The 20,492-nt window shown below is 64.7% G+C and carries 16 protein-coding genes and 2 pseudogenes; 14 read left to right on the forward strand and 4 right to left on the reverse strand.

Annotated features, from left to right (window positions below; genetic code table 11):
* Positions 1-7 precede the first annotated feature (7 nt).
* Complete coding sequence (locus tag WKW82_RS18080; RefSeq protein WP_340343708.1) at positions 8-898, reverse strand: LysR family transcriptional regulator; 891 nt, start codon at positions 896-898, stop codon at positions 8-10.
* Positions 899-1,034: 136 nt separating this feature from the next.
* On the opposite strand from WKW82_RS18080, the gene WKW82_RS18085 reads away from it, so the two are divergent.
* The 9 genes from WKW82_RS18085 (at position 1,035) to WKW82_RS18125 (ending at position 10,333) form a co-directional block, all read left to right on the forward strand.
* Positions 1,035-1,586: a PCC domain-containing protein gene (locus tag WKW82_RS18085; protein ID WP_340343709.1), complete on the forward strand. Its 552-nt coding sequence runs from the start codon at positions 1,035-1,037 to the stop codon at positions 1,584-1,586.
* Positions 1,579-1,977: a PPC domain-containing DNA-binding protein gene (locus tag WKW82_RS18090; protein ID WP_340343710.1), complete on the forward strand. Its 399-nt coding sequence runs from the start codon at positions 1,579-1,581 to the stop codon at positions 1,975-1,977. The genes WKW82_RS18085 and WKW82_RS18090 overlap by 8 nt, the downstream gene beginning before the upstream one ends.
* 32 nt (positions 1,978-2,009) lie before the next feature.
* Positions 2,010-2,822 (forward strand): SDR family NAD(P)-dependent oxidoreductase, encoded by an 813-nt coding sequence (locus WKW82_RS18095; protein WP_340343711.1) that lies wholly within the window; start codon positions 2,010-2,012, stop codon positions 2,820-2,822.
* A gap of 39 nt (positions 2,823-2,861) precedes the next feature.
* Positions 2,862-4,031: an acetyl-CoA acetyltransferase gene (locus WKW82_RS18100; RefSeq protein ID WP_340343712.1), complete on the forward strand. Its 1,170-nt coding sequence runs from the start codon at positions 2,862-2,864 to the stop codon at positions 4,029-4,031.
* Positions 4,028-5,617, forward strand: a complete 1,590-nt coding sequence (locus WKW82_RS18105; protein ID WP_340343713.1) for an acyl-CoA synthetase — start codon at positions 4,028-4,030, stop codon at positions 5,615-5,617. Before WKW82_RS18100 ends, WKW82_RS18105 begins: the two co-directional genes overlap by 4 nt.
* Positions 5,618-5,660: 43 nt before the next feature.
* The gene (locus WKW82_RS18110) at positions 5,661-6,677 is read left to right on the forward strand and encodes a TRAP transporter substrate-binding protein (protein WP_340343714.1); all 1,017 of its coding nucleotides are present in this window, start codon (positions 5,661-5,663) and stop codon (positions 6,675-6,677) included.
* Positions 6,678-6,826: 149 nt separating this feature from the next.
* Positions 6,827-8,623: a TRAP transporter large permease gene (locus tag WKW82_RS18115; protein WP_340343975.1), complete on the forward strand. Its 1,797-nt coding sequence runs from the start codon at positions 6,827-6,829 to the stop codon at positions 8,621-8,623.
* 13 nt (positions 8,624-8,636) lie between these two features.
* On the forward strand, positions 8,637-9,791 hold the full coding sequence (locus tag WKW82_RS18120) for an alpha-hydroxy acid oxidase (protein WP_340343715.1): 1,155 nt from the start codon (positions 8,637-8,639) through the stop codon (positions 9,789-9,791).
* Positions 9,792-9,811: 20 nt separating this feature from the next.
* Entirely contained in the window at positions 9,812-10,333 is a 522-nt protein-coding gene (locus tag WKW82_RS18125; protein ID WP_340343716.1) for a gamma carbonic anhydrase family protein, read from the forward strand.
* 502 nt (positions 10,334-10,835) lie between these two features.
* On the opposite strand, the gene WKW82_RS18130 is transcribed toward WKW82_RS18125, so the two are convergent.
* Positions 10,836-11,735 (reverse strand): LysR family transcriptional regulator, encoded by a 900-nt coding sequence (locus WKW82_RS18130; protein ID WP_340343717.1) that lies wholly within the window; start codon positions 11,733-11,735, stop codon positions 10,836-10,838.
* Between the two features lie 96 nt (positions 11,736-11,831).
* Between WKW82_RS18130 and WKW82_RS18135 the strand changes: the two genes are divergently transcribed.
* The 4 genes and pseudogenes from WKW82_RS18135 to WKW82_RS18145 all read left to right on the forward strand — a co-directional run.
* Positions 11,832-12,845, forward strand: coding sequence for an aldo/keto reductase (locus WKW82_RS18135; RefSeq protein ID WP_340343718.1), 1,014 nt, complete (start codon positions 11,832-11,834; stop codon positions 12,843-12,845).
* Between the two features lie 668 nt (positions 12,846-13,513).
* Positions 13,514-13,936, forward strand: a complete 423-nt coding sequence (locus tag WKW82_RS40630; RefSeq protein WP_422823523.1) for a COG3904 family protein — start codon at positions 13,514-13,516, stop codon at positions 13,934-13,936.
* Positions 13,937-14,115: 179 nt separating this feature from the next.
* A complete protein-coding gene (locus WKW82_RS18140; protein WP_340343719.1) occupies positions 14,116-14,514 on the forward strand; it encodes a potassium channel family protein in 399 nt (132 codons plus the stop codon).
* Positions 14,515-14,523: 9 nt separating this feature from the next.
* Positions 14,524-15,267, forward strand: a pseudogene (locus WKW82_RS18145) (amino acid ABC transporter substrate-binding protein); the annotation flags it as partial.
* Here WKW82_RS18145 and WKW82_RS18150 read toward each other — a convergent pair.
* Entirely contained in the window at positions 15,263-16,219 is a 957-nt protein-coding gene (locus WKW82_RS18150; protein ID WP_340343720.1) for a LysR substrate-binding domain-containing protein, read from the reverse strand. The pseudogene WKW82_RS18145 and the gene WKW82_RS18150 overlap by 5 nt on opposite strands.
* A gap of 120 nt (positions 16,220-16,339) precedes the next feature.
* Here WKW82_RS18150 and WKW82_RS40635 point away from each other — a divergent pair.
* Positions 16,340-16,588, forward strand: a pseudogene (locus WKW82_RS40635) (MFS transporter); the annotation flags it as partial.
* 126 nt (positions 16,589-16,714) lie between these two features.
* Here WKW82_RS40635 and WKW82_RS18155 read toward each other — a convergent pair.
* Positions 16,715-20,491 carry an SNF2-related protein gene (locus WKW82_RS18155; RefSeq protein WP_340343721.1) on the reverse strand — a complete coding sequence of 1,259 codons (3,777 nt, stop codon included), beginning with the start codon at positions 20,489-20,491 and terminating at the stop codon, positions 16,715-16,717.
* Position 20,492 lies beyond the last annotated feature (1 nt).

The following is a 20,492-nucleotide window of genomic DNA, read 5'->3' on the forward strand; positions in this document are numbered from 1 at the left end:
TTGGTCATCATCGTCCCTGTTGTTTGATCTTCGGGAGGTAGCTCGCAAACGCCCTCACTAGTGGTGAGTCGTCGGACTTGCGCCAGACGACGACTGTCTCGACGAAGGTTTTCTCGCCCTTCATGCCGCGGTAGACGACCCCCTCGCGATGCAGGGCCTGCACGCTGCCGGGGACGAGGGCAACGCCGATGCCTCCCGAGACCAGGCTCACGATGGTGTGCATCTGCCGCGCCGGGAAGAGCTTGGGACTGAAGCCGTGCCGCATGCAGGTGGCAACGATTGCGTCGAACATCATCGGCCCCAGGTGACGCTCGAAGCCGAGGAAGCGTTCGTTCGACAGTTTCTCCAGTGCGATGCGACTGTCACCGGCCATGGGATGTGAAGCAGGCAACGCGACGACCAGCGGTTCCGTGTGAACCAGCCGGGCGCTCAATGCCGCAGGCAGGTCTGGCGTCCTGAACACCAGGCCGACATCGAGTCGGCCGCTTTCGACGTCGTCAATGATCTGGTCGGTCGTGCCCTCCTGCAGCGAGACTTTCACGCGCTGGTAGTCCTCGGTGAAGTTGCGCAGCGTCGGCGGAAGGAATGAATAGGCCGGCAGGCTGATGAAGCCGAGCGAGAGCGAGCCCAGCAATCCCTGTGCGGCTTCCCGAGCGCGCTTGCGCATGGTGTCGGCCGCGGCAAGCACGGCGCGCGCGTCGCGCAGTGCGTCTTCCCCGGCTCGGGTCAGGGCGATGCGGCGCGAGGTTCGCTCCAGCAGGGTGACGCCCAGTTCCTCCTCCAGTTCCTTGATCGCCAGGCTCACAGGCGGCTGGGTGAGGTGCAGTCGCTCGGCCGCGCGCCCGAAGTGCATTTCCTCCGAAACGGCGACGAAGCAGCGCAGGTGACGCATGTCCATTGATTTGCCCTGTGTATCGATCGATCTGAATTCTAAATTTCTCTGAATGAAACGGCAAACCTAGACTGCACCCATACCGGACATGCAAACCAGGCGTTGCCGGAAAAGCTTCCACAAGTAGCAGGAGACAAAATTCATGTCAGACCGTATGCAGGCCCCGCCGCGGGCCCGCACCTTCGTTCATCCCGGCCCCTTCGGCGCCGTGCGCATCGAGACGCTGTGCGCCAGCCAGGGCCGTCACTTCCGGCTTGCGCTTCCATCTGGCGCCTCGCTCCATGACGGCATCGTCGATGCGTTGGCCAGGGTCGCCGTGCACAACGCTTCGATGACGCTGATCGACGGCGATCTCGATGTGATGAGCTTCTGCCTGGCACGCGCCGATGCCACCAAGCGGGTGGTTGCCGCGTACACCAAGCCGCACTCGGTGCGCGGCGCGCGCTTCATCTTCGGCAACGCGACGCTCGGCAAGTCCCCTTCCGGTGCGCCGGTCGTGCACTGTCACGCGGTCTTTCGCATGGCGGACGGCAAGGTGCGCGGCGGCCATCTGCTGACCGAGCAATGCATCGTCGGCGCGCACCCCGTGACGGTCGTCGCCACCTCCCTCGATGGCTTCGACCTGCGCATCAGCTACGACGAGGAAACCCACATGCCATTGATGCGCCCCAAGACGGAGATCCAACATGCCTGACATTCGACTGATCGAGAGCGGCCAGATGGGGCGCGTGGCCTATGGCCGCATCGCCCCCAACGAGGACCTGGTCCAGAGCGTGGAAAAGCTCTGCCTGGCCCAGGGCTTTCGCAACGCCTTCGTGCGTGGCGCGCTGGGCAGCCTGATCGACGCCTGCCTCGCCAATACCGACGGCTCCTGTCAGGTGATCCGCGGACCTGCGGCCGAGATCGTGAGCCTGGCCGGCGAGGTCCGTGCCCAGGAAGACGGCTCGCTGCAGGCGTCCCTGACGGGCGTTGTCGTCGACGCCGACGGCCTGGTTTACGGCGGTCCCTTTGTCCCCGGCGCCAACCCGGTCTGCGTGACCTTCGAGGTGACGCTCGAAGAGTGGCTGCCGGCTTCCGAATCCTGAATCCTTCTTTAAACCCAACGACACACATCATCATGAGTACAACATCACAAGCCCCCGTCGCCGTCGTCACCGGAGGTGCCCGCGGCATCGGCCGCGCTGTCGGCGAATGGTTTCTCCGCCACGATTACAAGGTCGTACTGCTCGACCGCGACAGCGCCACACTCGACAGCGCGATCGCCGAAATCGCACGTCCTGACGACGTCGTCGGCCTCCATTGCGACGTCTCCGACCCCTCTCAGGTCGACCGCGCCGTGACGACCATCACAGGCCGCTTCGGCCGTGTGGATGCGCTGGTCAACAACGCAGGCGTGGCCGTCTTCAAGCCGGCGCTGGAAACGTCCTTCAAGGAATGGCGCGAAGTGATGGCGACCAACCTCGATGGCGCGTTTCTCTGCACGCAGGCTTTCGGCGCGATGATGGCAAAGAACGGCGGCGGCGCCATCGTCAACGTCGCCTCGATCTCGGGCCTTCGGGCCAGCACGCTGCGCGTGGCTTACGGCACCAGCAAGGCCGCCCTCATCCACATGACCAAGCAGCACGCGGTCGAACTCGGCAATGCGGGCGTGCGCGTGAACGTCATCGCCCCCGGCCCGGTCGAGACCGAGATGGCAAAGCTCGTGCACAGCGTGGCGATCCGCTCCGACTACTACGACGCGATTCCCCTGAACCGCTATGGCACCACCGAGGAGATGGCGGAGGTCGTCGGCTTCCTGTGCAGCCCGGGTGCCAGCTTCGTCAACGGCCAGGTCGTGGCTGTCGACGGCGGCTTCGACGCCGCAGGCGTCGGCCTTCCCACGCTGCGCCAGCGCAAGACCGAGGCTGAACCCGCCTATGCGCTGGCCTGAATCCACTCACATCCGCAGCAACACCCAAGGATCCAAGACATGACACAGCAACCGCACATCATCGGCTGGGGCCACACGCGCTTCGGCAAGCTTGACGCCGTCGACGCCGAGCAACTCATCCGCGATGCCGTCGAGCCGGCCTTGCAGACGGCGGGCCTGCAAGCGGGCGACATCGACGGCATCTTCGTCGGGCATTTCAACGGTGGCTTCCTGCCGCAGGACTTCACCAGTTCGCTCGTTGCGCTGGCCTTCCCTGAACTGCGCCACGTGCCGGCCACACGCACCGAGAACGCATGCGCCACCGGCTCCTCCGCCATCTGGGCCGCGCTGGATGCCGTGCAAGCGGGGCGCGTCAAGCGCGCGCTGGTGGTGGGATTCGAGATCATGAACGCGGTTCCCACGCCGAAGGTGGCCGAGACCCTGCTGCGCTGCTCCTACGTCAAGGAAGAAGGCGAGACGCCCTCCGGTTTTGCCGGCGTGTTCGGCAAGATCGCCGGCAGCTACTTCGAGCGCTTCGGTGACCAGAGCGACGCGCTGGCCTCCATCGCCGCCAAGAACCACGCGAACGGCATGCACAACCCCTACGCGCACATGCGCCGCGACCTGGGTTTCGACTTCTGCCGCAACGAGTCCGACAAGAATCCGTTCGTGGCCGGCCCGCTCAAGCGCTCGGACTGTTCGCTCGTGTCCGATGGCGCGGCTGCCCTGGTCATCTCGGCAGAGCCCAATGGCAATGCCACCGTCACGCCGATCCGCTGGCGCTCGCACACGCAGGTCAATGAATTCCTGCCGCTTTCGCGACGCGACCCGACGCGCTTCGAGGGGGCCGCGCTCGCATGGCAACGCGGCATGGACGCAGCGCGGGCCAAGCTCGACGACCTGGGCTTCGTCGAGACGCACGACTGCTTCACCGTGGCCGAACTGCTCGAGTACGAAGCCATGGGCCTCGCGCCGCACGGCCAAGGCGCACGGGTGATCCTCGATGGCGTGACGCGCCGCGACGGCAAGCTTCCGGTCAATCTTTCGGGTGGCTTGAAATCGCGTGGCCACCCGATCGGCGCCACCGGTGTGTCGCAACACGTCATGGCGGCGATGCAACTCTCCGGCACGGCAGGCGACATGCAGGTCGGCAATCCCAAGCTCGGCGCGGTGTTCAACATGGGCGGCGCCGCGGTCGCGAACTATCTCAGTGTGCTGGAGGCCGTGTGAGCCATCACCAGGTCGCGAACCTTGCGTCGCTGCTTTCGCAAACGGCGGCGCTGTTCCCTGAACGCGCAGGGCTCATCCAGGGCGAGCGTGTCTGGACGTGGCGCGAGATCGACGCCCGCGTCAATGCGCTGGTGCAGGGGCTGCGCTCGCTGGGCGTGAAAGCCGGCGACAAGATGCTCGTCCAGTCGCGCAACAACGCGGCGCTGTTCGAAAGCTGCTGGGCCGCCTTCCGCCTCGGCGCGGTCTGGGTGCCGACCAACTTTCGGCTCACGCCACCCGAGATCGCCTATCTGGGCAGTTCGAGCGAAGCGACCGTGATGCTCGCAGAGGACTGTTTCGCTAGTCACGTCGACGCGGTGCAGGAGGCTTCTTCGCGCCTGCGGCACGTCGTCACGATCGGCAAGGCACGCGATGGCGAGATCGGCTACGAAAGCCTGGTCGCGGCGAACCTCGGTGCACCGCATGAGGCCGCGGAAGTCGAAGCCGACACACCGCTCTGGTACTTCTACACCTCCGGCACCACCGGCCGCCCGAAAGCCGCGATGCTGACCCACGGTCAGATGGCCTTCGTGGTGACCAACCACCTCGCCGACCTGATCCCCGGCACCGACGAGAACGATCGCTCCATCGCGGTCGCACCGCTGTCGCATGGCGCAGGCATCCACGCCTTGCTGAACGTCGCACGCGGCGCTGCAACCGTGCTGCTGCCCTCCGACAAGCTCGAGCCCGAGATCTTCTGGCAACTGGTCGAAGCGCACCGCGTCAGCAACGTCTTCACGGTTCCGACCATCGTCAAGATGCTGGTCGAAGATCCGGCCGTCGACCGCTACGACCACAGCTCGCTGCGCTACATGATCTACGCCGGCGCGCCCATGTACCGGGCCGACCAGAAGCGCGCACTGCAAAAGCTCGGCAAGGTGCTGGTGCAGTACTTCGGCCTGGGCGAGGTCACGGGTTGCATCACGGTGCTGCCGCCCTCCATGCACGCCGCCGAAGACACGGATCCGAACGCCAACGTCGGCTCCTGCGGACGCCCGCGCACCGGCATGCAGGTTGCCATCCTCGACGACCAGATGCAGCCGGTGCCCGCAGGCACGGTCGGCGAGATCTGCTGTCGCGGCCCTGCGGTATTCGCGGGCTACTTCAACAACCCCGAAGCCACCGAAAAGGCCTTGCGCGGCGGTTGGTTCCACACCGGCGACCTCGGCCGCATGGACGACAGGGGCTTGCTCTACATCACCGGACGCGAGTCCGACATGTACATCTCGGGCGGCTCCAACGTCTACCCGCGCGAAGTGGAAGAAGTCCTGCTCACGCATCCAGGCGTGGCCGAAGTCGCCGTGCTCGGTATGCCCGACGAGAAGTGGGGCGAGATCGGCGTCGCAGTCATCGTCGCAAGCCATTCCGGCCTCACCGCCGAGGCCTTGCTCGCGCACCTGGACGGGCGCTGCGCCAAGTACCGCTGGCCACGTCATTTCCTCTTCTGGGATTCGTTGCCCAAATCCGGCTACGGCAAGGTCACGAAGAAAGACATTCGCACGCGCCTCATCGAACGCGGCGAACTGCAGCCTGCAGTCCACGCCTGACACCGAATTCCATCGCTACACCACCCCATAACGGAGACAAGACATGAACATTTCACGACGCACCATCCTTCGCAGCGCCGCTGCGGCCGCAGTTGTCGCAGCCCCGCTGCGCAGCGCCTTCTCGCAGGCCAAGGCCGAGTTCACCTACAAGTATGCGAACAACCTGCCGGTCACGCATCCGATGAACCTGCGGGCCAAGGAGATGGCTGACGCCATCCGCACCGAGACCAATGGGCGAGTCGACATCCAGATCTTTCCGAACAACCAGCTCGGCTCCGACACCGATGTTCTGAGCCAGTTGCGCTCGGGCGGCGTCGAGTTCTTCACCCTTTCCGGCTTGATCCTGTCGACGCTGGTGCCTGCCGCATCGATCAGCGGCGTCGGTTTCGCGTTCAACGACTACCCCAGCGTGTGGAAGGCAATGGACGGCGACCTGGGCGCCTACATCCGCGCACAGATCACCAAGGCCGGCATCGTGCCGATGGAAAAGATCTGGGACAACGGCTTCCGCCAGATCACGTCGTCCAGCAAGCCCATCGCGACACCCACCGATCTCAAGGGCTTCAAGATCCGGGTGCCGGTGTCGCCGCTGTGGACTTCGATGTTCAAGGCGCTCGACGCGGCGCCGGCATCGATCAACTTCGCGGAGGTCTATTCCGCGCTCCAGACGAAGATCGTCGACGGCCAGGAGAACCCCCTGGCCATCATCTCGACGGCCAAGCTCTTCGAAGTGCAGAAGTATTGCTCGCTGTCCAACCACATGTGGGACGGGTTCTGGTTCCTGGCCAGCCGAAAGGCCTGGGAGAAGCTGCCACCGGACCTGCGCACCATCGTTGCCAAGCACATCAATGCTGCCGCGCTCAAGGAGCGCGACGACGTGGCACAGCTGAATACCGGGTTGCAGAAGGACCTCGCCACGAAGGGCATGGCTTTCAATCAGCCGGACCCCGTCGCCTTTCGCGACCAGCTTCGCAAGGCTGGCTTCTACGCCGAGTGGAAGGGCAAGTACGGCGACGAGGCCTGGTCCCTGCTCGAACGCTCCGTCGGCAAGCTGGCATGAGCACCGTGACCAACGCCGCACGGGCGGGACACGATGTCCCGCCGGACACCCGGCCTGCCACCGAAGCGGCCCCTCCGCACGCGCACGGTCACGGCCTGCAGGTGGCGTCGCTGCTGAACCCTTCTTCGCCGGCCGCGCGCCTGGATCGCATGCTGGGCCGCGCCGTTGAGTTCGCTGCAGGCGGGCTCGTACTGGCGGACATCGCCGTGCTGCTGGCCGGCGTCGTGGCGCGCTTCGTGTTCCACAAGCCGCTCATCTGGTCCGACGAACTCGCCTCGATGCTCTTCATCTGGCTGGCCATGCTCGGGGCCGTGGTCGCGCTGCGGCGTGGCGAGCACATGCGCATGACGGCGGTGGTCTCGCGGCAGACGCCCGCTCGCCAGCAGTTGCTTGAATCCATCAGCACGTGCGCATCGCTGGCCTTCCTGGCGATGGTGGCGTGGCCGGCGTGGGAGTACGCGTCGGAAGAACGCTTCATCACCACGCCGGCGCTGGAGGTCTCCAACGCCTGGCGGGCAGGCGCACTGCCGGTCGGCATCGCCTTGATGATGCTGTTCTCGGTACTGCGGCTGTTCAAGGATGCGAACTGGCGCATGAGCACCAAGGCACTTGCCATCGTGGCGATCCTGGTCGGCGCCTTCGCACTCGGCCACGGTGTGTTCGAGAACCTGGGCCGGCTCAACCTGCTGATCTTCTTCGTGGGTGTGGTGGCGGCGAGCGTGTTCAGCGGCATTCCCATCGCCTTCGCGTTCGGTCTCGGCACCATGGGCTACCTGGCACTGGGAACGGACACCGCGCTGCCCGTGATCGTCGGCCGCATGGACGAAGGCATGTCCCACCTGATCCTGCTCGCCGTGCCGCTCTTCGTGTTCCTCGGGCTGTTGATCGAGATGACGGGCATGGCCAAGGCCATGATTGCCTTCCTCGCGGGACTGCTGGGTCACGTGCGCGGCGGCCTGCAGTATGTGCTGGTCGGCGCGATGTACCTGGTCTCCGGCATCTCGGGGTCCAAGGCTGCCGACATGGCGGCGGTGGCGCCGGCGCTCTTCCCCGAAATGAAGAATCGCGGCGCCAGCGAAGGCGACCTCGTGGCGTTGCTGTCGGCCACCGGCGCGCAGACCGAGACGGTGCCGCCGAGCCTGGTGCTCATCACCATCGGCTCGGTGACCGGCGTCTCGATCGCGGCGCTGTTCACCGGCGGCCTGCTGCCCGCGGTAGTGCTGGGGCTCACGCTGTGCGTCGTCGTCTGGTTCCGCGCCCGGGGTGAGGATCTCAGCCATGTGGTCCGGCCTTCCTGGGGCCAGGTGGCCAAGCTGGCGGCGATCGCGGTGCCGGCATTGGCATTGCCTTTCATCATCCGAGCGGCAGTCGTCGAAGGCGTCGCCACAGCCACCGAGGTTTCGACCATCGGCATCGTCTACGCCGTGTTGTCGGGCCTGCTGGTGTACCGCCAGTTCGACTGGAAGCGCGTCGGGCCGATGCTGGTGGCCACCGCGTCCCTTTCGGGTGCCATCCTGTTGATCATCGGCACCGCCACGGCCATGGCATGGGGGTTGACGCAGTCGGGCTTCTCCAGTTCGCTGGCGCAGATCATGGGCGGGTTGCCGGGCGGCGCGCCGATTTTCCTGGCCGTCTCGCTGGTCACCTTCGTGATCCTCGGCTCGGTGCTTGAAGGCATCCCGGCCATCGTGCTGTTCGGGCCGCTGCTGTTCCCGATTGCGCGCCAGCTTGGCATCCACGAGGTGCACTACTCGATGGTGGTCGTGCTGTCGATGGGCCTGGGCTTGTTCGCACCACCGCTGGGCGTGGGCTACTACGCGGCATGCGCCATCGGGAGGGTCCATCCCGACAAGGGCATTCGTCCCATCATCGCCTACATGCTGGCGTTGCTCGTGGGCACGATCCTCGTCGCGGCGGTGCCGTGGCTGTCCATCGGTTTCCTTTGAATACGGCGGCCACATGAGCGTCATCACCTGCGTGGAAGACCTTCGCGTGCTCGCGAAGCGGCGCGTACCCCGGATGTTCTACGACTACGCCGATTCAGGCTCGTGGACCGAGGAAACCTATCGTCGCAACGAGAGCGACTTCCAGTCGATCCAGTTGCGCCAGCGCGTGGCCGTGAACATGGAGAACCGCTCCACTGCCACCACGATGGCGGGCCAGGCAGCCCGCATGCCGGTGGCGATCGCGCCCGTGGGACTCACCGGCATGCAGCATGCGGACGGCGAGATCCTGGCGGCCAAGGCGGCCGAAAAGTTCGGCGTCCCCTTCACCCTCTCGACGATGAGCATCTGTTCGATCGAGGACATCGCGGAGAACACGAGCGCGCCGTTCTGGTTCCAGCTCTACATGATGCGCGACCGCGCGGCCATGGAGAGGATGATGGAACGCGCCAAGGCCGCACGCTGCAGCGCGCTGGTGCTGACGCTCGACCTGCAGGTGATCGGCCAGCGCCACAAGGACCTGAAGAACGGGCTGACCGCGCCGCCGCGGCCCACCTTCGGCAACCTGGTCAACCTGGCCACCAAGCCCGGCTGGTGCCTGGGCATGGCGCGCACGAAGCGCCACACCTTCCGCAACCTGGTGGGTCATGTCGATGGGGTGAGCGACATGCGCTCCCTGTCGGCCTGGACGCACGAGCAGTTCGACCCGCGCCTGTCGTGGGCCGACGTGGCGTGGGTGCGTGAGCGCTGGGACGGCAAACTGATCCTCAAGGGCATCATGGAAGCCGAAGACGCCGGGCTGGCGGTGAAGGCCGGCGCCGACGCGATCGTCGTCAGCAACCATGGCGGACGGCAGCTCGACGGTGCGTCATCCTCCATCCGCGCGCTGCCCGCCATCGTCGATGCTGTCGGTGCCCGCACCGAGGTCTGGATGGATGGCGGCATCCGTTCCGGCCAGGACGTGCTCAAGGCCTGGGCGCTGGGCGCTCGCGGCACCCTCGTCGGGCGAGCTATGGCGTATGGCCTGGGTGCGATGGGCGAGGCGGGTGTCACGCGCATGCTCCAGATGATTCACAAGGAACTCGACGTCAGCATGGCCTTCTGCGGCCATACGGACATCCGCAACGTGGACCGCCGCATCCTGGTAGCGGGCACTTATCCCACTGCCTAGTGCAGGAACAGAAAGACACCATGACCATTTACGGCCTGCCCCCTTATGAAACGAAGATCGACGAAGGCGCCTGGGTCGCGCCTGGCGCCGCGGTCATCGGTTGCGTCACGCTCGGGCGCCGCGCAAGCGTCTGGTTCAACGCGGTCATCCGCGGTGACAACGAGCGCATCGAGGTCGGCGAGGACAGCAATGTGCAGGAGGGTGCGGTGCTTCACACCGACATCGGCTTTCCGTTGCGCATCGGCCGGCGTGTGAGCATCGGCCACCAAGCGATGCTCCACGGTTGCCAGGTCGGCGATGGCTCGCTGATCGGCATCCAGGCCATCGTCATGAACGGCGCCGAGATCGGACGCAACAGCATCGTCGGCGCCGGCGCCGTGGTCACCGAAGGCAAGGTGTTTCCGGACAACGTACTCATCGTTGGGTGTCCGGCCAAGGTCCTGCGAGAACTGCGGGCGGAGGAAGTTGCCGGCCTGTCGAGCAACGCTCAAGACTATGCCGAGCGCGCGCAGCGCTATAGGGTCACGCTGCAGATTGCCTGACCGCATGTGAGGGCCAGGCGCGTAGCTTCGCCAAACCACCACTTCTTTTCAACAGCCGATAGAGACAACCCATCTACAACTGGATTGAGTGGGAGCGTGGTCAAGGTGCCGGGAATCGCAGATCAACATCTTCAAGGTAACTGAAGTCAAAAATTGCAGTTCACGATCGTGCAGAACCCGGGTTCTACCGGGTCCTGCGCAATTTCATTGACCAAGCGGGTTTCATACGCGCTGAATTCGGGCGCAGCGCTTGCAGCCCAGAGGACGCGGCGACATGAACCCCACTGTCAGCGCTATCGTCCGCATCCTCGACGTTCGGCTTGCGCCGCCGATAGGCAGCAATGGGCCACGCCTTGCCGTTCGGGGTCCGCGCGAGAGTCAGCAAGCAGTCTTCATGCCAAGTTCACCCAGGTCGCCCTTGCTCGAAGCAGCGTCCGGCCGGCGAAGCGTGCCACTCCGACGGCTCCGCGCTCCTGACCGGCAGTGCAGATTTCTCCCTCACTCACAAAGAGGCAGCGACCTCCGCAACAAGGCCACGCAACCAAACATGCGCGGGGTCATCGCGATAGCGCACATGCCAGGCCATCTGCATCGGAAAAGTGCCCAGATCCACCGGCGCCGGCAGCACCTTCAACCTCGCATCGCCGGCCAGGCGCCGGCAGATCAGCTTCGGCAGCGTCGCGCAGTAGTCCGTCGCGGCCACGATCTCGGGGATCGACATGAAGTGGGTGACGGTCACCGCGACGTCCCGCTTGAGCCCTCCCCGCTCCAGCGCCTGGAACAGCCCCGCGCGCAGGCGCCCGCCCGCCGGCAGCAGGTTCACGTGCTTCATCCGCTCGTATTGCGCCTTGGTGATCTTCGTGCCGACCTTCGGATGGTCGGCACGCACCACACAGGCCAGGCCGTCCTCCGCGATGTGCTGCACGACCAGGTTGTCCGGCGCATCGGTGATGCGGCCGAGCACCATTGCCGTGGTACCGGACGTGACCCCCGTCGCGGCGATGTCGGCGCCGAAGGGCAAGGTGCGCAGGCGAATGCCCGGCGCCAGTTCGCGCAGCCGCGCCGTCAGCGCGGGCACGAACACGAACTCCACGTAGCTGTTCGGCGCGATCGTGACCAGGTGATCGGCACGCGACGGGTCGAAGGCCTGCTGGCCGAGCACCACCGCGTCCAGCGCAGCCAGTGCCGATGTCAGCGCCGGTGCCAGCGCTTCGGCCTTTGGCGTGGGCCGCATGCCGTAGCGCTCCCGGATGAACAGCGGGTCCTGCAGCATGGTGCGCAGGCGCGTCAACGCGTTGGACAGCGCCGATTGGGTCATGCCCAGGCGATCCGCCGCGCGGGTCACGCTGCGCTCTTCCAGCAGGGTGACGAAGATGGGCAAGAGGTTCAGGTCGTATCGCATCCAGAAATATTGTGATCGATAAATCTGGAATGGAGGAAATACATTGGATCAATTTCTTGAGGGCGCCCATCATTGCGTCATTCACAGGAGATCACCATGACATTGAAGAGCCTTCTTCCCGGCAACCTGGGATTCGGTACCGCCCCCTTGGGCAACATGTTCCGCGCCATTCCCGAGGAGGAAGCGCGCGCCACCGTGGACGCCGCGTGGAACGACGGCATCCGCTTCTTCGACACCGCGCCGTTCTATGGCGCAGGCCTGGCGGAAGCCCGACTGGGCGAGGCGCTGGCGGGGCGCAACCGTAACGAGTTCGTCATCAGCACCAAGGTCGGCCGCCTGATCCTCGACGAGGTGGAAGACGTCAGCGCGCGCGACCTCGGCGAGAAGGGCGATGTGTTCAGGCATGGCCGCGCCAACCGGATCGTGAACGACTATTCGGAAGACGCGACGCTGCGCTCGATCGAAGACAGCCTGAAGCGCCTCAAGACCGACCGCATCGACATCGCCTGGGTCCATGACGTCGCCCAGGACTTCTACGGTGACGAGTGGCTCGGCGTGTTCGAGACGGCGCGCAAGGGCGCTTTCAAGGCGCTGGACCGGCTGCGCGACGAAGGCGTGATCGGTGCCTGGGGCCTGGGCGTGAACCGGGTGGAACCGATCGAACTGCTGCTGGGCCTTGAAGGGCCGAGTCCGGATGGCTTCCTGCTCGCCGGCCGCTACACGCTGCTCGACCACGCGCGGGCACTCCAACGCGTGATGCCGCAGGTGGCGGCGCGCGGCCTGGGCATCGTCGTCGGCGGTCCCTATAGCTCGGGCGCCTTGGTCGGCGGACCGAACTTCGAATACGCGCCGGCCACGCCGGAGATCCTTGCCAAGGTCAAGGCCATCAAGGCGATCGCCGATCGCCACGGCGTGACGATGAAGGCTGCAGGGCTGCAGTTCTCCCTGGCGCATCCCGCGGTGGCTGCCGTCATCCCCGGGGCCAGCCAGCCGGGTCGCATCGCGGAGGACCGCGCCGCGCTTGAAGCGGTGGTGCCGGAGGACTTCTGGCGTGAGCTGCGACGGGCCAGTCTCGTGAATGCGGAAGCGCCGCTGCCCCACGGCATCTGAGCCCGGCACGCATCACTCTTGAGTCGAGGTGGCTTCGCCATCTCGACTCAATCCCCCGCTGAGGGCGGGCTGGGCATGGCCCGGCCCTGGGGGCTATGGAGGACAGCAGGACATGCTGAACGAAGCCTATGCACCGCAGTGCGACTCGATGGAGGGCGCATTGCGCCGTCATCGGGCTGGCGCTTCTGGGGAACTGCTCCCAGCGTAGCGGCACATGTCGATCGAGTTCGGGCTTGCACGGCGCTGTCGGGTGGCCAGTCGGCAGCGTTTGCCGTCTTTGCGGGTCGCTCGACGATCTCACGCTGTGAGGCCGCTTGCTGTCGACCAAGGGTGAAGTAGGAAGGGTGTTTCCCAGCCATCCAGGCCGATTGACTCGTGCGGGATTGTGTTGCCGAATCCGGTGCGTCACGGTTGGGAATCTCACTGTCATGCACGGATACAGGATCTGGCGCGCCGCCATCTGCTTGTTGGGCGCTTGCGCCCACTTGCTCCCCGCCTCGTCGCGCGTTCTGTATCGGCCCGCCGCTGGCAATCGGCCTCCGCAAATCTCGATCAATGGCGAAATTGTCCAGGCGGATCTCGATGCATTCACCGCCATTGCCGACACCGCGCGACAGGAGGCAGTGACCTTCAGTGCGAGCCGTGGCATGCGCACGTCGCCGCCTCGCATGGGATCTGTCAATGTGGCCCTTGACAGTCCCGGCGGCAATGTCTGGGTCGCAATGTCCATTGGCAGGACCATCAGGAAGTACGCTTTCACGACGCGCGTGGAGGTCGGCGCTACATGTGTCAGCGCCTGTGTGTATCTGCTGGCTGCGGGGCAAGCGCGATACGTTGGCGGTCGCGTCGGCGTTCATCGCCCCTACCTTCAAAACGACGGGGTGACCTCCGCCCGGGCAACGAAGGCCCAGTACGCGGGCGTCAATGTCCAGGCAAGGCAATACCTCGAAGAGATGAACCTGCCAACGTCCCTGCATGACCGGATGATGCAAACACCATCGGATCGTGTGACCTGGCTCTCTGCAAAGGACCTTTCGACCTATGGATTGACGAGGATGAACCCTCCGTCACCGAGGCCCGCAGTGCCTTGATGAACCAGAAAACAGGTGATGGACGTCGATCCCTGCTTTCCGAGCCACCGTGAGCGTCCCTATTTCCACCGCCAGCCAGCGCGTTCCAAATGACCAGACCGAGGATTCTGAGACGTCGTTTTGTTCATGAACTTTCGCGCGGCCCGGGCATCCTCTGGCCGATATTGTCGGTGCTGCTCATGATCACGGCATTGCTGGGCGTGCTCGTCGCGAGGCTGGAAGGTTGGCCACTGAGCGACGGGTTGTACTTCCCCTTCATCACCGGACTGACCATTGGCTATGGCGACCTCGTTCCCAAGGCGGGCTCCACGCGGGTGGTCGCGGTCTTGATCGGCGTGTGCGGAATCATTCTGACCGGATTGGTGGTCGCCGTGGCGTTCAGGCGCTGCGCATCGCCCTTGACAACATGGACGACGCGCGAAAGCGATGATTTCGGCAAGCTCATTGGCGTGCTCGAGCGGCTCCGGTTGCCAACAGCGGTAGCGGGCCTCACAATCCGCCGGCTTTGCAACGCGGGTTGTCGAGTCCAGCGAATGTGTCGGCCTGGACTTGTCGGCACGCAACTATTGATTGCCTGAGGACCACGCATGCATTCACGACTTCTGACGCTGGTGGCGCCACTCCTGGTGTCCGCGTTGCTCGCGGCCTGCGCCAGCGGGCCTGGCTCCGTGCCCCGAGACTCGCTCGCCCGCATCGGCCAGTCCCAGACCCTCAAGCTGGGCTATCGCGAGGATGCCAAGCCGTTCTCGTTCAAGGGCGCTGACGGTGCACCGGCAGGCTATTCGGTGGAACTGTGCAAGCGCGTGGCGACTTCCCTGCAATCCCAGCTCAAGCTTGCCAAACTGGACGTGCAGTGGGTGCCTGTGACGGCATCGACACGGATGCAGGCCGTCAACGACGGCAGCGTCGACCTGGAATGCGGCAGCACTTCGCGCACGCTGGGTCGTGAGCGGCAGGTCGACTTCAGCAATCCCATCTGGGTCGAGGGAAGCTCCTTCGTTTCGCTGGCATCCTCGTCGATTGGCCGTGCGGTGGACCTGAACGCAAAGCGGGTGGCTGTCATCCCTGGCACCACCACGGAACAGGTGCTCAAGGGGCTGTCTTCGCGTGGCATCGTGCCGGTCTTGGTCGCGGTGCAGACCAGCTCCGACGGCATTGCCGCGGTGCGCGACGGACGGGCTGATGCCTTCGCCACCGACAGCCTGATCCTCGTGGGTGAAGTCACGGGCGGCCCGGCGGGTGCGACCCTGCGGCTCAGCGAGGACTACCTGTCGATGGAAAGCTATTCGCTGATGATGCGACGCGACCCGGACATGCGGCTGGCGGTCAACCGCGCCCTGGCCGAGACCTACCGCAGTGGCGAGATCGCCAAGGTGTTCCGCCAGAGCTTTCCGCCTGGCGCCGCGCCGTCGGCTCTGGTCGAAGCCATCTACGTGCTGAATGCGCTGCCGGAGTAGGGAAGGTCCGCATCAACGAAAGGGTTTCGCTCACACTGATGCAGCCACGTTCAGTGACCAGGTTGCGCAGCCAGACATGCGCTGGGGTCGTGGCGGCGTGCCAGGCCATCTGCATCGGAAACGTGGCCAAGTCGACCGGCGCCGGCAGCACCTTCAACCTCGAATCGCTAGCCATGCGCCGGCAGATTAGTTTCGGCAGCGTCGCGCGGTAGTCCGTGGCCGCCACGATTTCGGGGATCGACATGAAGTGGGTGACCGTCACCGCGACGTCCAGCTTGAGCCCTCCCCGCTCCAGCGCCTGGAACAGCCCCGCGCGCAGGCGCCGTCCCGCGGGCAGCAGGTTCACGTGCTTCATGCGCTCGTATTGCGCCTTGGTGATCTTCGTGCCGACCTTCGGATGGTCGGCACGCACCACGCAGGCCAGGCCGTCCTCCGCGATGTGCTGCAAGACCAGGTTGTCCGGCGCATCGGTGATGCGGCCGAGCACCATCGCCGTGGTACCGGAAGTGACCCCCGTCGCGGCGATGTCGGCGCCGAAGGGCAAGGTGCGCAGGCGAATCCCCGGCGCCAGCTCGCGCAGCCGCGCCGTCAGGGCGGGCACGAACTCGAACTCCACGTAGCTGTTCGGCGCGATCGTGACCAGATGATCGGCGCGCGACGGGTCGAAGGCCTGCTGGCCGAGCACCACGGCGTCCAGCGCAGCCAGTGCCGATGTCCGCGCCGGCGCCAGCGCTTCGGCCTTCGGCGCGGGCCGCATGCCGTAGCGCTTCCAGATGAACAGCAGGTCCTGCAGCATGGTGCGCAGGCGCGTTAACTCGTTGGACAACCGCAGTGCGCCTCGGTGGAGACTCATTGCGCCGACACGCGACAATCGCGTCGTCGCAAGCTGACCTTGCTGGCGCTTGCACTCGGCACCCTTCTGCATCGGGACGTCCGAGATGTAAGCATGGGCATTCTTCAGCTGTTCGCCGCCAGCTTGGACCTGGACATTTCCACCGCCACGCATGCCATCGAGGCCTATGCCTTCGGCGTCGTTGCTCGGAGGTCCTGCCGTGACATCCTGGCCGCGAAGCTGAACCGCAAGCACCTGCTGCTGGTCCTGATGGCGATCTTCGTCCTTGGCAATGTCATGTCGGCCACCGCCACGGGCTGGGGCATGTTCACGCTCGCACGCTTCGTCAGCGGCATTCCGCAGGGCGCTTGCTTCGGCGCGGGCGCCGTGGTCGCTTCCTGGATCGTCGGGCCGGGCCAGGGCGGGCGCCTTCGCGCTGATGACTTGACGTTGTCATTGTCGGCCGCCGCTGGCGCGAGCTGCATTGCACTAATAAGGCGTAGTAGCCCAACTGGACATCAAAAATCGCACCAGTTCGCCCTGTTTCATGGGGTGGCGCGCCAGCAGCGCCTCCAGGTCGTCACCTTCCATCAACTCAACATTCAACGCCTGAGCCTGCTGCCGCGCGGTCCCGTTGAATCGCCTGTTGGTCACCGCGATCATCGAAAAGTCGACACCGGGAAAGCGAGTCTTGTAGGCGGCGGCGCCCGCCGCGACATCCTTCACTGCCTCCCATCCGAGCTCCTTGCCTTCGACCGAGGAGCTCTTGCATTGGATCAGCGCGCCCTCGGTGCCTCGAATTGCCACGACATCAACGCCGCCGTCCCCGGAACCCTGAGTTCGTATGGTCTTGGTGTATCCCAGTTTGCTCCACATCAGCGCGCAGAAGGCTTCGAAAGCGGCGGGATCGAGTGATTCGATATCGTCCGCGCGAAGGGCATCGTTGCCAAAGGCATTGCCGCCATCCGGAGCCTCCAGGTCGCCGAAGTCCTCGGGGCCGGCGTCTCCTGAACCATTGAGCATGTCGGCGGAAAGGGCGCGCCTTCTTTCCAGCAGCTTGTCGAGCTTTACGTCGAAGGTCATGAAGTCGTCGGCCACCACCACGGGATAGTAGACATGCACGTCCTTCTCCTGGCCGATCCGGTAGGCACGGTCCGTGGCCTGGTCTTCCTTTGCCGGATTCCACGTGCGGGTGAAGTGAATGACATGATTGGCCTTTTGAATGTTCACGCCAAATCCAACCGCCAGGGGCGACAGGATGATCACGCCAAACCCTGGCTTGTCCTGAAAGGCCTTGATCCGCTTCTGACGGTTGTTCGCGCTGGCCGAAGCAGTCGAGGTGTCACCGTTGATGACGTCCGGGACGAAGTCGAATCGCTCGGAGATGGCTCGCTGCAAGGTTCGCTGCAAGTCCCTGAACTCGCAGAAGACGATTGCTTTCTCTCCGCCGATCCTGATCTCCTGCAGTTGGCGCAGCATCCAGGCCATCTTTGGCGAGTGCGCCACGATATCCGCGATGGGCTCCGCATCGGTGGCGATGTGGCCAGGCGCTCTGGGATCGGAGCAGATCCTGCGGATGTACTGCAGCAAGCCCAGCGGGGACTGAAGCCCGACGCTAGGTTGACCGCTTCCGCGCGAACGGAACTGGGCGACGGCGTTGGCGTATAGCGCTCGCTGTCGAGGCGACATCGGCAGTTGCCTGCAACCCCTGGATTCAATCTTTCTGGGAAGGTCCTTGGCGACTTCGGCTTTGGTGCGCCTGAGCTTCTGCGGTTCGATCAACGCCCGCAGCTCGTTGACGCGCTCTTTCTCCTCGTCCGTCTCCGCTTCAATAGGCTTGCGGTATTTGCCGCCGAAGTCCTTGAGCGATCCCAGCAACCCTGGCTGGATGAAGTCGAACAGGCACCACAGATCGGTCAGCGTGTTTTCCACCGGCGTCCCGGTGCACGCGATCTTGAGCCGCACGTTCTGCTTCTTCGCGGCCCGCGTCACCATGGCATTCGGGTTCTTGATCTTCTGGGCCTCGTCGCAAATCATGATGGACCAACGTTGCGCAGCCAAGGAAAACTCCAGGTCGCGGAGCGTCTCGTACGTCGTCAAAACGACCTTGGCCGAACCCAGCCATCCTGGAAGCAACAACTTCGGCGCTCCCGATTGGACGAGCTCGTCGTCCAATGCACTCCTGGGGGCGCGCTTGGAAGCCAGCGCCGGCCCGTAGAGCGTCAGCACTTCCATGGCCCCGGGCGTGAAGAACTTGTCGATCTCATCCCGCCAGTTGTCAAGCAGCGAAACGGGAGCCACCACGAGGAGTGGATCAATGTCTGGATCTTGCTCGATGGCCGCCGCCATGAACGACAGCAACTGAATGGTCTTGCCCAAACCCATGTCGTCCGCCAGCAAGGCGCCTCGACAAGCGTCGGGCGAATGCCGCCACAAGTGCTGCAGCCATGCCACGCCCTGAAGTTGATGATCCTTGAGTCGGATATGACCCCGCAATGCCGACGGCAGCACGGCCGGCATGTCGCAGGCCTCGAGCAGGCCGCGCCGCTGTTCATAGTCAATGGCATCGACGTTGGCCTTGACCACCAGGCCCTTGCGATATCCGGATGGTGACGCGCGCTTGGCCTTCTCCGGGTCGAAGACGCGGCGCTCTAAGTCGTCTTGCACCTGACCGAGGGTTTGCATCGCTTCGTTCGCCCACTTCACCGGCACCGGCTTGGGGAAACCGGGAAACGAAAACTCCTCCCGCTTCTCCTGGACGGCGCGTTCCAACTCCTTGCGAAAGTGCTTCAGGTTCTTCGCATCCAGTGCCACCGCAATCGTTTCGCCACCGTCCTCGGGCGTGAAGCAAAGGCCCAGGTCCACGTTCTCGGGATACCAGCCCTCGTCGTCGTCCTTCCTGGCGATGAAGGGCGAGTAGTAGGGCTTTTCATCGCCAAATCCGATGATTCGATCCGAGTATTTGCTCAGGTCGAAGATGTCGGCGGAGTTGATCCTGGCCGGGCGCAACCATGCGTCCAGCGCCGCACGCAAACGCTCGGCTTGATCCGGCGTGTCTCCCAGTATCTCGAGGTCGAAGCCCTCCCAATGGCAGCATTCGGATCCCGCGTCCATCCGGCTCTGGAGCTTCTTGAGGAAGCGCTCCAGCGCCTGCGGATTCTCGAAGCTCACTTCCTCGGTACGAACTTCATCGGCCAGTGGCTCTTCAATGGTCAACGCGACCTCACGGAGGCGATCGTTGTCGTCACGGACAACCTTGGCGGTGAAACGCGCGAAAGAGATTCCCGCTTTCAGGCGGGCGCTTTCAAACTGCGCTGGATCTATCACCTTGGCAGCATCCGGCCCCAGTGTCGCGAAGGGGTTGCGCACGAACGCCTCCGCCCTGTCACCCGCGATGCGCCGGTTGGGCATGCGGCGGATCTCGCGCAGCACGGTGCGAACCTCGGGCGACAACAGCACATGAACCAGGCCATTGCCGTCGGGTATTTCGTAGCGCTCCGGTACGGCGTCGAACCGGTCGAACATCTCCAGCCATCGCTCGGGTTGACCTTCGAACCCCGGCATCACCTCGACCAGTTCACCGAGCGCGCGGTCTCCCCTTCGCATTTCGATTCGCAATTGAGCAGGCGTCAGCACGACGGTCTTGCGCAAGTAGTCGCTGAGGTCCGCGCCGGCACGAATGGCCTCGCGCCGGATGCTCGACCAATCACGCTTGTTCGTATCCGGCGTGCGCGAGTCGACCGGACGACGACGTTGTTCGACGACCGCTTGCACGGTGCGCCAGGACGCGACTGGCAGCACAGCGGAATGCCCTTGGCTGGTCAATACCGCGCCATTCACGACGACATTTCCCCGGGGCCGGCTGCCATTCGGACCGATCCATTCCCGAAGGCTCACGCCGAAAGTCGAATCGGCCAGCGTGTCGACGCTCGACAGTACGGGCTTCCACGACTCCTCTGCCGGCAATCCGAGAAGTTCCGTCAGGTCGCCATGCTCGGGCGACCCCTGGACCTTGTAGAAGTCTGACCAGGGAAGAAAGACGCCGCCGCTCGTCTTGTTGGCGATGCCTTCCTCTTCCAGCTGGCGCAACGCCAGGACGCGTTCTTCGTGCAGGCCGAATTCCGTGGGTACCGATAGGAAGTCGTCTCGCGGTGCGGAAGGCGAAAAATGTGCACCCTCCTCATCCCAGGAGACGGAAATGGTGGCTGCGTCAGGGGCCGCGGCTCTCGGCGTGCCCACTTTCGATTTGAGTTTCGTCCAGAACATT

This window comes from Variovorax rhizosphaerae, assembly GCF_037889975.1.
GTDB lineage: Bacteria > Pseudomonadota > Gammaproteobacteria > Burkholderiales > Burkholderiaceae_C > Variovorax > Variovorax rhizosphaerae.

Bases quoted from the DNA above. Each gene is read 5' to 3' on its own strand.
- WKW82_RS18080 (WP_340343708.1), bottom strand. From the start codon at position 898: ATGGACATGCGTCACCTGCGCTGCTTCGTCGCCGTTTCGGAGGAAATG.
- WKW82_RS18085 (WP_340343709.1), top strand. From the start codon at position 1,035: ATGTCAGACCGTATGCAGGCCCCGCCGCGGGCCCGCACCTTCGTTCAT.
- WKW82_RS18090 (WP_340343710.1), top strand. From the start codon at position 1,579: ATGCCTGACATTCGACTGATCGAGAGCGGCCAGATGGGGCGCGTGGCC.
- WKW82_RS18095 (WP_340343711.1), top strand. From the start codon at position 2,010: ATGAGTACAACATCACAAGCCCCCGTCGCCGTCGTCACCGGAGGTGCC.
- WKW82_RS18100 (WP_340343712.1), top strand. From the start codon at position 2,862: ATGACACAGCAACCGCACATCATCGGCTGGGGCCACACGCGCTTCGGC.
- WKW82_RS18110 (WP_340343714.1), top strand. From the start codon at position 5,661: ATGAACATTTCACGACGCACCATCCTTCGCAGCGCCGCTGCGGCCGCA.
- WKW82_RS18115 (WP_340343975.1), top strand. From the start codon at position 6,827: ATGCTGGGCCGCGCCGTTGAGTTCGCTGCAGGCGGGCTCGTACTGGCG.
- WKW82_RS18120 (WP_340343715.1), top strand. From the start codon at position 8,637: ATGAGCGTCATCACCTGCGTGGAAGACCTTCGCGTGCTCGCGAAGCGG.
- WKW82_RS18125 (WP_340343716.1), top strand. From the start codon at position 9,812: ATGACCATTTACGGCCTGCCCCCTTATGAAACGAAGATCGACGAAGGC.
- WKW82_RS18130 (WP_340343717.1), bottom strand. From the start codon at position 11,735: ATGCGATACGACCTGAACCTCTTGCCCATCTTCGTCACCCTGCTGGAA.
- WKW82_RS18135 (WP_340343718.1), top strand. From the start codon at position 11,832: ATGACATTGAAGAGCCTTCTTCCCGGCAACCTGGGATTCGGTACCGCC.
- WKW82_RS40630 (WP_422823523.1), top strand. From the start codon at position 13,514: ATGGGATCTGTCAATGTGGCCCTTGACAGTCCCGGCGGCAATGTCTGG.
- WKW82_RS18140 (WP_340343719.1), top strand. From the start codon at position 14,116: ATGATCACGGCATTGCTGGGCGTGCTCGTCGCGAGGCTGGAAGGTTGG.
- WKW82_RS18155 (WP_340343721.1), bottom strand. From the start codon at position 20,491: ATGTTCTGGACGAAACTCAAATCGAAAGTGGGCACGCCGAGAGCCGCG.